The organism is Enemella evansiae (genome assembly GCF_004362375.1).
Classification (GTDB): domain Bacteria; phylum Actinomycetota; class Actinomycetes; order Propionibacteriales; family Propionibacteriaceae; genus Enemella; species Enemella evansiae.
The window spans coordinates 582143-595227 of record NZ_SNXA01000008.1; the positions used below are offsets into that span (position 1 = coordinate 582143).

General features: G+C 67.9%; 11 protein-coding genes and 3 tRNA genes. 7 read left to right on the forward strand and 7 right to left on the reverse strand.

Going from position 1 to position 13085, the window contains the following annotated elements; all coding sequences use genetic code 11:
* Positions 1 to 51 precede the first annotated feature (51 nt).
* A complete protein-coding gene (locus C8D81_RS03345) occupies positions 52 to 516 on the forward strand; it encodes a DUF1203 domain-containing protein (protein ID WP_094429524.1) in 465 nt (154 codons plus the stop codon).
* 4 nt (positions 517 to 520) lie between these two features.
* Here C8D81_RS03345 and msrB read toward each other — a convergent pair whose 3' ends face one another.
* Positions 521 to 943, reverse strand: a complete 423-nt coding sequence (gene msrB / locus C8D81_RS03350) for a peptide-methionine (R)-S-oxide reductase MsrB (protein WP_094399964.1) — start codon at positions 941 to 943, stop codon at positions 521 to 523.
* Positions 944 to 1005: 62 nt separating this feature from the next.
* On the opposite strand from msrB, the gene C8D81_RS03355 reads away from it, so the two are divergent.
* Positions 1006 to 2088, forward strand: coding sequence for a DNA polymerase domain-containing protein (locus C8D81_RS03355; RefSeq protein ID WP_094425082.1), 1083 nt, complete (start codon positions 1006 to 1008; stop codon positions 2086 to 2088).
* A 262-nt stretch (positions 2089 to 2350) separates the two neighbouring features.
* Here the strand turns inward: C8D81_RS03355 and C8D81_RS03360 are convergent, their stop codons facing one another.
* Positions 2351 to 4459 (reverse strand): heavy metal translocating P-type ATPase, encoded by a 2109-nt coding sequence (locus C8D81_RS03360; protein ID WP_094429525.1) that lies wholly within the window; start codon positions 4457 to 4459, stop codon positions 2351 to 2353.
* A 92-nt stretch (positions 4460 to 4551) separates the two neighbouring features.
* On the opposite strand from C8D81_RS03360, the gene C8D81_RS03365 reads away from it, so the two are divergent.
* Positions 4552 to 5415, forward strand: a complete 864-nt coding sequence (locus C8D81_RS03365) for a polyphosphate kinase 2 family protein (protein WP_133625548.1) — start codon at positions 4552 to 4554, stop codon at positions 5413 to 5415.
* 175 nt (positions 5416 to 5590) lie between these two features.
* Here C8D81_RS03365 and C8D81_RS03370 read toward each other — a convergent pair whose 3' ends face one another.
* The 5 genes from C8D81_RS03370 to C8D81_RS03390 all read right to left on the reverse strand — a co-directional run bounded on the left by C8D81_RS03370 (position 5591) and on the right by C8D81_RS03390 (position 9912).
* Positions 5591 to 6394: a sirohydrochlorin chelatase gene (locus tag C8D81_RS03370; RefSeq protein ID WP_094399970.1), complete on the reverse strand. Its 804-nt coding sequence runs from the start codon at positions 6392 to 6394 to the stop codon at positions 5591 to 5593.
* A 269-nt stretch (positions 6395 to 6663) separates the two neighbouring features.
* The gene (locus tag C8D81_RS03375; RefSeq protein ID WP_133625550.1) at positions 6664 to 7617 is read right to left on the reverse strand and encodes a YihY/virulence factor BrkB family protein; all 954 of its coding nucleotides are present in this window, start codon (positions 7615 to 7617) and stop codon (positions 6664 to 6666) included.
* Positions 7618 to 7763: 146 nt separating this feature from the next.
* Entirely contained in the window at positions 7764 to 8192 is a 429-nt protein-coding gene (locus C8D81_RS03380) for a CBS domain-containing protein (RefSeq protein ID WP_094358220.1), read from the reverse strand.
* Positions 8193 to 8246: 54 nt separating this feature from the next.
* On the reverse strand, positions 8247 to 9209 hold the full coding sequence (locus C8D81_RS03385; protein WP_166646655.1) for a nucleoside hydrolase: 963 nt from the start codon (positions 9207 to 9209) through the stop codon (positions 8247 to 8249).
* Between the two features lie 58 nt (positions 9210 to 9267).
* Positions 9268 to 9912: a YbhB/YbcL family Raf kinase inhibitor-like protein gene (locus C8D81_RS03390; protein WP_208109085.1), complete on the reverse strand. Its 645-nt coding sequence runs from the start codon at positions 9910 to 9912 to the stop codon at positions 9268 to 9270.
* Between the two features lie 91 nt (positions 9913 to 10003).
* On the opposite strand from C8D81_RS03390, the gene C8D81_RS03395 reads away from it, so the two are divergent.
* From C8D81_RS03395 to C8D81_RS03410, 4 genes are all read left to right on the forward strand, one after another.
* A complete protein-coding gene (locus tag C8D81_RS03395; protein WP_094429528.1) occupies positions 10004 to 12361 on the forward strand; it encodes an ATP-binding cassette domain-containing protein in 2358 nt (785 codons plus the stop codon).
* 175 nt (positions 12362 to 12536) lie between these two features.
* A tRNA-Gly gene (locus C8D81_RS03400) sits at positions 12537 to 12609 on the forward strand.
* A gap of 54 nt (positions 12610 to 12663) precedes the next feature.
* Positions 12664 to 12734: transfer RNA gene (locus tag C8D81_RS03405), tRNA-Cys, on the forward strand.
* A gap of 1 nt (position 12735) precedes the next feature.
* Positions 12736 to 12811 (forward strand) — tRNA-Val (locus C8D81_RS03410).
* Positions 12812 to 13085: the final 274 nt, after the last annotated feature.

Here is a 13085-nt window from a genome sequence, read left to right on the forward strand (position 1 = left end):
CAGGGCGTGCTTGTGAGCTCACGCATCCGACGCCGGCCGCGACTGCGGGACATGGAGTTCACGATCAAGCCCATCGAGGCGTCGGAGTTGACCAGCATTCGCAGCACCGGTGTCGGCGCCGGCGGCGTACCCAACGAGAACGTCACCCTGTCCGCCGGGCAGCAACTGCGCTGCTGCCTGCGCCGCAGCGAGGAAGGTGAGCGATTGTTGCTGATCTCGTACGCTCCGCTGTCGGCCGAGCGGCCGTGGCGGGAGGCCGGGCCGGTCTTCGTGCATGCGGAGGAATGCCCCGAGCCGTTCGAGGAGGGGTTCCCGGAGTGGCTCGATGACGGCCCCCGCGTGCTGCGGGCGTACGACACCGACGGCTCGATGCTCTATCACTACAACCGGATCGTCCCGGCCGGGGCCGGCGTACGCGCTGCCCTGGCGGAGCAGTTCGCCGCGCCCGAGGTCGCGGAGGTCCATCTGCGCAACGAACTCGCCCAGTGCTACATCGCGAAGGCGGTACGCGGGTGAGCCCTCAGCTCTCGGCGGGCTCCAGATCGAGCGCGATCGAGTTGATGCAGTAACGCTGATCGGTCGGCGTACCGTAACCCTCGCCCTCGAAGACGTGGCCGAGGTGGGAGTCGCAGGTCGCGCAGCGCACCTCGGTACGCGGGTAGCCGAGCAGGTGGTCGGTGTTGTAGATGACCCGATCCTCGGCCAGCGGGGCATAGAAGGACGGCCAGCCGCAATGGCTGTCGAACTTGGTCTCGCTGCGGAACAGCTCGGTGCCGCAGGCCTTGCAGCGGTAGACACCGACGGTCTTGGTGTCAGTGTATTCGCCGACGTGCGGGGGCTCGGTCGCCGCCTGGCGCAGCACCTTGTACTCGAGGTCGTTGAGCTGGGCACGCCACTCCGCCTCGGTCTTGAGCACGCGTACCTCATTGGCCTTTTCGCTCATGAATCCTCCTCGTCGGCAACGCTCCCAAGTCTAATCCGAGCGCCAAGGGCTAGGTTGGCCCCATGGCCAAGACACCAGCGGCGCAGGTCACGGCGGGGGAGCGTGAGGTCCGTGTGTCCAGCCCGGACCGCATCATCTACGAGGCGACCGAGCGGACACCGGAGATCACCAAACTCCAGGTTTGTGAGTATTTCGCCGCGGTCGGTGAGGTGATGCTGGCCAGTATCGGCGACCGGCCGACAGCGATGGAACGCTGGCCCGACGGTTGGCGGGAGGGGATGCGGTTGGCCACCGGGCCGACCGACCGGGAGGGTGACGGTTTCTACCAGAAGCGGCTGCCCAAGGGCGCCCCGGACTACATCGAGACCGTTCCGATCACCTTCCCCAGTGGGCGTACCGCCGAGGAGCTGTGTCCGAGCGAGCCGGCGTCGCTGGTCTGGGCCGCACAGATGGGCACCCTGACCTTCCACCCCTGGCCGGTACGCCGACCCGATGTCGACCATCCCGACGAGCTGCGCCTCGACCTCGACCCGCAGCCGGGTACCGGTTTCGCCGACGCCCAGCGGATCGCGAACCTCACCAGGGAACTGCTGGAGGAGCTGGGGATGCGCGGATATCCCAAGACCAGCGGCAATCGCGGCATTCACATCTACGTCCGGATCGAGCCGCGCTGGGGTTTCGACGAGGTACGCCATGCCGCAATCGCGCTCGGTCGCGAGTTGGAGCGCCGTGACGACGGCGTCACCACCGCCTGGTGGAAGGAACAGCGCGGGGAGCGGATCTTCCTGGACTACAACCAGAATCTCCGCGACCGCACCATCGCCAGCGCCTGGTCGTTGCGGGCCCGCCCGGGCGCTCCGGTCAGTACGCCGATGAGCTGGGAACGGCTCGCCGAAATCACCGATCCCCGCGAATTCAACCTGACAACGATTCCTGACTATCTGGGCGACGGCGACCCGTGGGCCGGGATGGACGATCAGGAGTTCTCGATCGAACCGCTGCTGCAGCTCTGGGAGGAGCTGCCCGGTGGTGAACTGAACTGGCCGCCCGACTACCCCAAGCAGCCCGGTGAACCGCCGCGGGTGCAGCCCAGCAAGAAGGTCGCCGCGCACTGGGACGAGGCCGGGAACCGGGTGGAGAAGTAGGGCCGACGGGTGGGGGCCAGGTACCCGCGGATTGAACGGTTCACGTAACCGGACGTGCAGTGGTCCAGGAATGCCGTCTCGAAGCCCAGTCAGAAGGGCTTTGATCATGGACCGCGGGGAGTACTGCACGTCCGGCTACGCGCATATCTCGACACGTTCATCTCGACACGCTGCCCCGGCCCCGCTGCGCTTCGCCGGGGCAGCTACTCGATGAGCGTGGTCGGTCCAACGCTCCGCCGGGGCAGCTACTCGATGAGCGTCGTCACCGTCCGATCGGCGCCAGCTTGTTCGGGTCGAGGTCGAGCTTGCGCAGCAACTGGGCGTTCAGTGCGACCACCACGGTGGAGGCCGACATCAGCAGCGCGCCGATCGACATCGGCATCACGAAACCGATCGGTGCCAGGACACCGGCGGCCAGCGGGACGGCGATCAGGTTGTAGCCCGCACCCCAAGCCAGGTTCTGCATCGACTTGCGATAGCTCGCGCGGGACAGCTCGATCACCGACAGCACCGACCGGGGATCGTCGGAGGCCAGGATGATCCCGGCCGAGGCGATCGCGACATCGGTACCGGCGCCGATGGCGATGCCGACGTCCGCCGTGGCCAGGGCCGGGGCATCGTTCACCCCGTCGCCGACGAAGGCGACCTTGCGGCCCTCGGACTGCAGCTCGGCGACATGGGTGGACTTGTCCTCCGGGCGTACCCCGGCGAAGAAGCGTTCGATGCCGAGCTCGCCGGCCACCGTCGCCGCGACCGCCTGAGCATCACCGGTGATCATCACCACCTCGATGCCACGATCCCGCAGGGCTTTCACCGCTGCCCGCGACTCGGGCCGGATCTCATCGGCCAACCGCAGCGCGCCGGCGACCCGACCGTCGACGACGACGTGCAGCACGATCGCGCCCTCGTCATTCCAGGGCTCGGCGGCCGCCAGCGGGCTCGCGCCCTCCTCGGCAAGCATCGCCGGGCCACCGACCCGGACCCGCTTCCCGTCCACGGTCGCGGTGACACCGACCGCGGGTGAGGAGGAGAAGTCACCCGGTTTGGGCAGCTCCAGCGAGCGTTCGCCGGCGGCCCGGACGATCGCTCGGGCCAGCGGGTGCTCGGAGTCCGTCTCGGCCGCTGCGGCGTACCGGAGCAACTCCTCGGCACCGATGCCGGCATCGGCCGGTTCGATCCCGGTCACCACCGGCTCACCGCGGGTCAGCGTGCCGGTCTTGTCGAACAGCACGGTGTCCACGGTCCGCATCGATTCCATCTCGACGCGGTCCTTGACCAGTACGCCGGCCCTGGCGGCGCGCTCGGTGGCGATCGAGATCACCAGCGGGATGGCCAACCCGAGGGCGTGCGGGCAGGCGATCACCAGCACCGTGATGGTGCGGACGACGGCCTCGCTGGGCATGCCGAGCAGGGACCAGACGATCGCGGTGACCACCGCCGCGCCGACGGCGAACCAGAACAACCAACCGGCCGCGGTGTCGGCCAGCCGCTGCGCGCGGGAACCGGAGGCCTGGGCGTCGGTGACCAGCTTCTGGATGCCGGCCAGGGTGGTGTCGTCACCGGTGGCGGACACCTCGACCCGGAGCCCGGAGTCGGTGGCGACGGTGCCGGCCACCACCGGGTCGTCGACAGTGCGCCGCACCGTGCGGGATTCGCCGGTGATCATCGACTCGTCCATGGCCGCGGTGCCGTCGACCACCCGGCCGTCGGCGGGGACGCGCCCGCCGGGGCGTACCAGGACGATGTCACCGACGCGGAGCTCGGCCGGATCGACCTGCACCACCTCGTCACCCTCGACGCGCTCCGCCCGGTCGGGCAGCAGCGCGGCCAGCGAATCCAGCGCGGAGGTGGTCTGGGCCAGCGACCGCATCTCGATCCAGTGCCCCAGCAGCATGATCACCACCAGCAGCGCCAACTCCCACCAGAAATCCAGATGGTGCGGCAGTACGCCGAGGGTGGCCAGCCAGGACGAGACGAAGGCAACGGTCAGGGCCAGCGTGACCAGCAGCATCATGCCGGGCTTGCGGGCCCTGATCTCCGACCAGGCACCGGTCAGGAACGGGCGCCCGAACCAGAGATAGAGAATCGTGCCCAGAATGGGGGAGACCCAGCCGAGCAGTGGGAGCTGCGGCAACCGGTAGCCGATCAGGTCGGCGAACATCGGCGACAGGAAAACGGTCGGGATCGCCAGGATCAGCGAGCCCCAGAAGAGCCGCCGGAACATCGCCACGTGATCACCATGACCACCGTGACCGCCATGACCGCCGTGACCACCCTGGCTGGCTGACTGCTGATGGCCCTGGTGGTCGCCGTGTTCATCGTGTGCGGCGTGGTCGGTCTGCTGCATGTCGTGCTGCTGATGAGTGTTCATCTCGCCCCCTTCGCCACCGACTATACCCCCAAGGGGTATAAGTCGGCGAGGCGTTCCGAGAACTTCCTGCCGACCCCGGCAGACTGTCGCCCATGTCGCAGAAGAAGACCGCAGCAACGATCGCCGACCAGCTCAGGGTGCGCCCCGGATCCACCGTCACCGTCGACGACTTCGATCCCCGCGCCACGCCCGGCTATCCGGGTGCGGGCAAGAAGGACGCGCCGGAGCTGGTCCAGGGGATGGCCGACGAACTCTCCGACCTGCAGGAGCGGTTGTACGCCAACGGCCGCGACAACCCGGAGGCGCAGCGGGTGCTGCTGATCCTGCAGGGGCTGGACACTTCCGGCAAAGGCGGAGTGATCCGGCACAGCGCCGGCATGGTGGATCCGCAGGGCATCCAGCTGCACGCCTTCAAGGCGCCGACCGAGGAGGAGCGCAAGCACGACTACCTCTGGCGGATCCGGCGCGAGCTGCCGACCGCGGGCATGATCGGCATCTTCGACCGCTCGCAGTACGAGGACGTGCTGATCGCCCGCGTGGACGACCTGGTCCCGGAATCGGTGTGGAGCAAGCGATTCGACGAGATCAACGCCTTCGAGGCCGAGGTCGCCGCGCAGGGCACCACGATCATCAAGTGCTTCCTCAACGTCTCCCACGACAAGCAGAAGGAACGCCTGCTGGAACGCCTGGACAACCCCGAGAAGTACTGGAAGTACAACCCCGGTGACGTCGACACCCGCAGCAAGTGGTCGGCCTACATGGCGGCGTACGCCGACGTGCTGACCCGCTGCTCGACCGAGGTCGCACCCTGGTACGTGATCCCGGCGGATCGCAAGTGGTACCGGAACTGGGCGGTCACCACGCTGTTGCTGGAGCACCTGCGGCAACTGGACCCGCAGTGGCCGCCGGCCGACTTCGATGTCGCCGAACAGCGCCGGCGGATCGAGGAGAGCTGATCAGCGCACGTAGTGGGCCGGCGGGGCCGGATGGGCCGGGCAGGGGCCCAAGCGCACGGACATGCAGTAGTCGGAATCGACCGCCTGGTAACCCCAGTCAGAGGGGGTTTGATCATGGACGGTCGGGACCACTGCATGTCCCAGCGCACCGAGCGCGGGCCGAGGGCCGTGCGGGTCAGCCGGCGACGACGCTGAGGTGCCGGTCGGTACCGGTCTCGGGCTGCTCGCGCTCCAGGCCGACATCGACCATGCCCATCGCGGCGACGGCGTATCGACCCCAGGCGATCTCGAGCAGTTCCTGCTGAGCACCCAGCGGCTCGGAGACCGCGACCGCACCGGCGCGGAGAGCCTGATCGGCCTGGGTCTGCCAGGCCTCGTCGGGGGCCAGGAAGAGCGAGCCGACCGCGATGTGCCGACGGCCCTGGGCGCGCAGCGAGGCGATCGCGGCGGCCGTACCGGGGCCGGTGCCGTTGGCGTTCGCGGTGATCACCGGCAGCTTGTGGTGCATCGACCACTGCCGGGCCCGCCGGGCCAGCAGCGACTGGCTGCGCTGATCGGCGGCACCCTCCGCCGCGAGCACCAGGCCATCCAGTTCGGCGATGTGGGCACTGGCCAGGGCGGCCCGCAGCTTGCGGTCCACCAGGCCCAGCAGGGAGGCCTCGGGGCCCACCGGTCGGGCGATCGAGAAGCGCAGACGGGGGTGGGAGGCGCGCACCTTGTCGACCATCGTCTCCACCCGCTCGTCCGGCACGAAGGTGGCCGAGAGGTTGGTCGAGATGAAAACGACCTCCTCGGTCCGCGTCCGGGCGATCCGGGAGATCACCTGCGGTCCGGACGGGGGACAGTGGTCGAGAAAGGCGGTGTGGACAGAAATCTCCGGCTTCATCTCCTGCATCCGCACACGCATCTCATGCGCCACCTCGGCGACCAGGGGGCTGGTGCTGCCGTGGGCCAACAGGACGAGGGCTGGAGCTGCCATCTCAGTGCCTTCCAGAGATCGGGGGAGCAGGTCCCCGGGCGGCGCCCGGGCGTACCCACCCCTGAGCGGGTTCGGCGGCGATGCCGGGGACCGAGGGGCTCTTCGTTGCCGTGGTGTGGACAACGAACCCATCCGCGCGGGATTGCCGTGCCGATGGAACCTTGTCTCGGTATCCGGGCCCCACTAAATCGCCTATAGGGGTATGCCCACAACCTATTTCTCAAATAATGAGATCGAAATCCAGGATATGGACAAGATGTGCCGAGTGGTCAGATCGACGGCCCCTCGGGGTCGTCATCCCGCTCCAGCACGTGATCGGCCTGCTCCGCGGTGATGCCCGCGAATCGCGGGGTGACCTTGGCGATCGCGGCGTTCAGCGCGCCACCGACGAGCACCGCGAAGGCCACCAGGTAGAGCCAGGCCAGCAGCGCGATGGGCGCGGCCAGCGGCCCGAAGATGGTGGCGCTGCCGGAGATCACCAGGATCACCCAGCGCAGTGCGGAGGACCCGATCACCCAGATCAGCACCGCGACCACCGCGCCCGGGAGGTGGGCCCGCCAGCGGTTGCGTACCGGGGTCGCCAGATAGAGCAGTGAACCGAGCACCAGGACCGACGCCAGCAGCACCACCGGCCAGTAAGCCATGCCGAGCCAGCCCACCACGTCCGGCAGCACCCGATCGACCAGTCCGGGTCCGGCCACCACCAGCGGCAGGGTGATCGCGCCACCGATGAGGAACGCCACGTAGACCCCGAAGGACAGGATGCGGGTCCGGACGATGCCGCGCTGACCGGCCAGCCCGTACATGATCGTGATCGTGTCGACGAAGACCGCCATTGCCCGGGAGCCGGACCACAGGGCGACCAGGAAGCCCAGTGAGACGATTTCGAAGCGCGGTTGGCCCAGCACGTCATCCAGCGTGGGGGCGATGATCTGCTGCACCGCGTCGGGAGTGATGAACCGGGATGCGTAGTGCAGGATCTGCGCCCGGAATCCTTCCACGGTGGTCACCGGGACCCGGGCCGCGATCACACCCACCGCGCCGGCCAGGCCGAAGATCAGCGGCGGCAAGGAGAGGATGGCGAAGAAGGCCACCTCGGCGGCCAATCCGGTGACCCGATAACGCAGGCACGCGGTCGCCGTGTGCCAGACGATCCGGCCGAGGGCGCGGAGACGTCCGGCAGCACCTCGGGTGCCGCGGGACTTGGCGATCGGGTCGGGCATGTGCAGAACGATCCCTGTCAGCATGGGGGAAGGACTCTCGACTCGGGACTAACTGCCCACATGGTGACAGTCGGCCATGCCGGGGGCCGGTTTCCCACGCCGACCGTTTCCGATCGGTTACCGGAGGGCGGCGTTCTGCGTGGGATTCACTGCTGGACGTACGCCTCCAGCTGGTCGCGTTCGTCGGTGAGCTGGTTGATCCGGTGCTTGACGACGTCACCGATGCTGACGATCGCGGTCAGTCGATCCTCGACGAGGACCGGGACGTGGCGGATCCGGCGCTCGGTCATCTGTTCGGCCAGGTCGGCGATGTCGTCGTCCGGGCCGCAGGTGTGCACCTCGACGGTCATGATCTGCCCGATCGGCTGGTCGAGCACGTCGGCACCGGTGTCGGCGAGCCGGCGGACCACGTCGCGCTCACTGACGATGCCGTTGACCGAGGTGCCGTCGGAGGAGACGACGACGGCTCCGATGCGATGGTCGCGCAGCAGTTCGACCAGGGTGCGGACCGTCTCGTCGGGGGTGATGGTGACGACATCACCACCCTTGCGTTGCAGAACGTCGTTGACTCTCATGACCCCACGTTAGTGGCCTGGGTCACACCTGGCCAGAGCGCCGCGCGAACTGGCTCATCCCAGTGCGGCGATGCTGTCCGCGACCCAACCGATCACCGCCGGCGCGTCACCCGCGCGGACGTGGGTGACCACTGCCCGGCCGTCGAGCTCGGGGCGATCCCGCGGGTCCAAAAAGGTCGCACCCCGGCCCGCGCCGTGCTCGTGGTCCACCTGTACCCGGACCTGACGGGTGGAGAACAGCTCGGGGCGGACCAGGGCAGCGACCGCCACGGCGTCGTGCAGTGCCATACCGGTGCGCCCCCGCGCCCGTTGCTCGGCCAGATAGGACCGGGAGATCCGCGCGGCCAGGTCACCGGTCTGCGAGGAGGCCGCCAGCTCGGCGAGCCACGAGCCGTCGAAGGTGATGCTCTGGGTGAGATCCAGACCGACCATGGTGACCGGCACCGCATCGGAGAAGACCCGTTCGGCGGCCTCGGGATCGCAACTGAGGTTGAATTCCGCGGCGGCGGTGGTGTTGCCCCGGCCGTCGCCACCGCCCATCATCACGATCCGTTCGATCCGTTCGCGCAGGTCCGGCCGAGCGGCCAGTGTGATGGCCACGTTGGTCAGCGGGCCGAGCGCGATGATCGTGACCGGGCGGTCGGTGGACTCCAACACCCGGGCATGCACGGTGCTGGCCGGTACCGGTGCCGGCAACCGGTCGGGGAGGGGCAGCAGGTCGGCCGCGCCACCGAGACCGTCGGTGCCGTGGATGTCGTGGATGGGGTCCGCACCGGGCTCCACGAGCGGACGCTCCGCGCCCCGGCCGAGCAGGGTGTCGGCGCTGCGCTCACCGAGCCGGGTCAGCGCGCGGAGGGCGTTCTCCCGGGTCATCGAACCAGGCACGTTGCCGTAGCTGGTCGTCACCGCGCGGACCTCGAGGCGGTCACAGCCGTACGCCGCCCAGAGGGCGAGCAGATCGTCGACTCCGGGGTCGGTGTCGATGATCACCGGAGTGCGGGTGGGGTCGTCGGTCACGTGTCCTCCTGGTGAACAAGGGAATCCGCGAACTCCACCGCGACCGGCCAACGGTCGGTCAGCGCCGCAGATCTCGCGGGTCGATGCCACCCCGGCGCCTGCGGGACTGCGGGCGCTCCTCGGGGCCGCTCTCGGCCCAGCCCTCCAGGAAGCCGCTGGCGAGCACGTGACCCGCCACCCGCGGCAGCACCTCGGCCAGCCCGCTGAGGGTGCCCGGCAGCACCACGTCGAGGGCATAGAGGTGGAAGCCATAGCGGTGCACACCGTGGTTCGGGATCGGGCGCGGGCCCTGGTAACCGCGGCGGTTCAGTGTGCCGGGCAGCAGGCGTACCTGGGCCGAATCCGCACCCAGCGCACCCTGCGGCAGATGGGTCAGCGCCGGGTCGAGCAAGGCCAGGGCATGCACGATCGGCTTCTTCAGCGGAGCATCGATGTCCTCAATGATCAGCAGCAACTGCTCGGTCCCCTCGGGTGCGCCGTGCCAGGCGAGGGCGGGGGAGAGGTTCTCACCCTGCGGCGCCGCGCGATGCGGCGCGGGAATCGTGCCCTGATGCGAAAAATCCGGGCTGACAAGGGAGATCTCGGCGGGTGCCTGCAGCTCGGGAGCCTGTCGCACGCTGTGGCGTACGCCCGCCCGCCGGTTGCGCAGGGCACGGCCGAGCACGGGCATCAACTGCTCTTTGAGCTTCGGTGCGATCGCCATCGGGCCAGTTTACCGAGCAGGCTGCGGTCACACTCACCGGTGACGCCGCGTCAGGCCATTAGTCTGACCGCAGATCGAGGAGAGGAAGACGATGGGCCACCCCGCCGACAGCCACGAACTGATCCGCGTCCAGGGGGCGCGGGAGAACAACCTGAAAGACATCAGCGTCGACATCCCCAAGCGGCGCCTGACCGTCTTCACCGGGGTGTCCGGATCCGGCAAGAGCTCGCTGGTCTTCGGAACCATCGCCGCCGAATCGCAGCGGATGATCAACGAGACCTACAGCGCGTTCGTGCAGGGGTTCATGCCCAACGTCTCCCGACCCGAGGTGGACCGCCTGGAAGGGTTGACCACCGCGATCATCGTCGACCAGGAGCGGATCGGCGCCAACCCGCGCTCCACCGTCGGCACGGTCACCGACGCGAACGCGATGCTGCGGATCCTGTTCAGCCGGCTCGGCAAGCCCTACATCGGTTCCTCGCAGGCGTTCTCCTTCAACGTCGCCTCGGTCAGCGGGGCCGGCGCGGTGACCGTCGAGAAGCACGGGGAGAAGGTCAAGGAACGCCGTGAGTTCAGCATCACCGGCGGCATGTGCCCGCGCTGTGAGGGGCTGGGCAGGGTGTCCGACTTCGACCTGACCGCGCTCTACGACGAGGAGAAGTCGCTGAACGAGGGCGCGCTTACCATCCCCGGCTATTCGATGGAGGGCTGGTACGGCCGGATCTATCGCGGTGCCGGATTCTTCGACCCGGACAAGCCGATCAAGAAGTTCACCAAGCGGGAGCGCAACGACCTGCTCTACAAGGAGCCCACCAAGATCAAGGTGGAGGGCGTCAACATCACCTACGAGGGATTGATCCCGAAGATCCAGAAATCCATGCTCAGCAAGGATCGCGATGCGATGCAGCCGCACATCCGGGCCTTCGTCGACCGGGCGATCACCTTCGGTGTCTGCCCCGACTGCGACGGCACGCGGCTCAATGAGTCGGCGCGATCCTCCAAGATCAAGGGAATCAGCATCGCCGACGCCTGCCAGCTGCAGCTGACCGATCTGGCCGAATGGCTGCGCGGGGTCTCCGACGCGCAGGTGGCTCCGCTGATCAAGGGCCTGCAGCACACCCTCGACTCGTTCATCGAGATCGGGCTGGGCTATCTGAGTCTGGACCGGGCCTCCGGCACGCTGTCGGGTGGTGAGGCGCAGCGGACCAAGATGATCCGCCATCTCGGATCGTCGCTGACCGACGTCACCTATGTCTTCGACGAGCCGTCCATCGGACTGCATCCGCACGACATCGAACGGATGAACAAGCTGCTGGAACAGCTGCGGGACAAGGGAAACACGGTGCTGGTGGTCGAACACAAGCCGGAGATGATCGAGATCGGCGACCACGTCGTCGACCTCGGACCGCGGGCCGGCACCGCCGGCGGCGAGGTGGTCTTCGAGGGTACGGTCGCGGGCCTGCGGAAGAGCGACACCCTGACCGGGCGGCACCTGGACGACCGGGCGAAGCTGAAAAACGAGGTGCGTACGCCGACCGGTGCGCTCGAGATCCGCGGTGCCGATGAGCACAATCTGCAGAACGTCGACGTGGACATCCCGCTCGGGGCGCTGGTCGTGGTGACCGGGGTGGCCGGCTCGGGCAAGAGCTCGCTGATCAACGGGTCGGTGAGCAGTCGCGACGATGTGATCACCGTGGACCAGACCGGGATCAAGGGCTCGCGGCGCAGCAATCCGGCGACCTACACCGGGCTGCTCGACCCGATCCGCAAGGCGTTCGCCAAGGCCAACGGGGTCAAGCCCGCCCTGTTCAGCGCCAACTCCGAGGGCGCCTGCCCGAACTGCAACGGTGCTGGCGTGATCTACATGGACCTGGCGATGATGACCGGGGTGGTCAGCGTCTGCGAGGTCTGTGAGGGCAAGCGGTTCGCGCCGGCGGTGCTGGAGTACCAGCTCGGCGGCAAGGACATCAGCGAGGTGCTCGCCATGCCGGTGGCGGACGCGCAGGCGTTCTTCGCCGAGGGGGACGCGAAGACCCCTGGGGCGTACAAGATCCTCAGCCATCTGGTGGATGTCGGGCTGGGATATCTGACCATCGGCCAGCCGTTGACGACGCTGTCCGGTGGCGAGCGGCAGCGGCTGAAGCTGGCGACGCACATGGGGGACAAGGGCGGTATCTATGTGCTGGACGAGCCGACCACCGGTCTGCACCTGGCCGATGTGGAGCAGTTGCTCGGGCTGCTGGATCGCCTCGTCGATTCGGGGAAGTCGGTGATCGTGATCGAGCACCACCAGGCCGTGATGGCGCATGCCGACTGGATCATCGACCTGGGCCCGGGTGCGGGTCACGACGGCGGTCGGGTGGTCTTCGAAGGTACGCCGCAGCAGCTCGTCTCGGCGAAGCGGAAGACGCTCACCGGTCAGCACCTGGCGGCGTACCTGGGAACCTGAGCCACGCACCTCGAGTAGGCCGCTTGCGGCCGCCAGCCACGCACCTCGAGTAGGCCGCTCGCGGCCGTGTCGAGAGGTACCCCCGGACCACACGAATGTCGTTTTGCGTGGGGTGGGGAAGTCGGCTATGATTTTCCTCGCGCTTGAAACGGGTGAGAATCCGGAGCAAGGGCGTGCGGACGTGGCTCAGCTGGTAGAGCATCACCTTGCCAAGGTGAGGGTCGCGGGTTCGAATCCCGTCGTCCGCTCGGAGCGTGGGGTCTCCACCCCTTCGAACGTGCGGGGGTGCATCCCCACACCAGGGTGGGTTGGCCGAGAGGCGAGGCAACGGACTGCAAATCCGTGTACACGGGTTCAAATCCCGTACCCACCTCGGGCGGTTGGCGCAGTTGGTAGCGCGCTTCCCTGACACGGAAGAGGTCATCAGTTCAAATCTGGTACCGCCCACCAGCACTACCCATAGTTAGACTGGGTTCACCGTTACCTCTCGTATGGCAGCCGAGGCGCTGCTCACAATCTGCTACACAACGCGATCAGAGCGTGGCGGATCGGACGTCCGGAACAGGGATTCATCCCGTCCGCGCCAAGACGCAGCACCGGACGAAGTTCGCGCAGGTGAACTTTCTCGGTGGTGCGGCTCGTCGCGTGCCCAACCAGGTGCGGGATCTCCTCGACCGCAACCCTTAACCTCGGAAAGAAGCGACACGAACGAGTGACGAAGCTC

Coding starts and splice junctions, on each gene's coding strand:
- C8D81_RS03345 (WP_094429524.1), top strand. CDS start 52: ATGGAGTTCACGATCAAGCCCATCGAGGCGTCGGAGTTGACCAGCATT.
- C8D81_RS03395 (WP_094429528.1), top strand. CDS start 10,004: ATGGGCCACCCCGCCGACAGCCACGAACTGATCCGCGTCCAGGGGGCG.
- msrB (WP_094399964.1), bottom strand. CDS start 943: ATGAGCGAAAAGGCCAATGAGGTACGCGTGCTCAAGACCGAGGCGGAG.
- C8D81_RS03355 (WP_094425082.1), top strand. CDS start 1,006: ATGGCCAAGACACCAGCGGCGCAGGTCACGGCGGGGGAGCGTGAGGTC.
- C8D81_RS03390 (WP_208109085.1), bottom strand. CDS start 9,912: ATGGCGATCGCACCGAAGCTCAAAGAGCAGTTGATGCCCGTGCTCGGC.
- C8D81_RS03365 (WP_133625548.1), top strand. CDS start 4,552: ATGTCGCAGAAGAAGACCGCAGCAACGATCGCCGACCAGCTCAGGGTG.
- C8D81_RS03380 (WP_094358220.1), bottom strand. CDS start 8,192: ATGAGAGTCAACGACGTTCTGCAACGCAAGGGTGGTGATGTCGTCACC.
- C8D81_RS03375 (WP_133625550.1), bottom strand. CDS start 7,617: ATGCCCGACCCGATCGCCAAGTCCCGCGGCACCCGAGGTGCTGCCGGA.
- C8D81_RS03360 (WP_094429525.1), bottom strand. CDS start 4,459: ATGAACACTCATCAGCAGCACGACATGCAGCAGACCGACCACGCCGCA.
- C8D81_RS03370 (WP_094399970.1), bottom strand. CDS start 6,394: ATGGCAGCTCCAGCCCTCGTCCTGTTGGCCCACGGCAGCACCAGCCCC.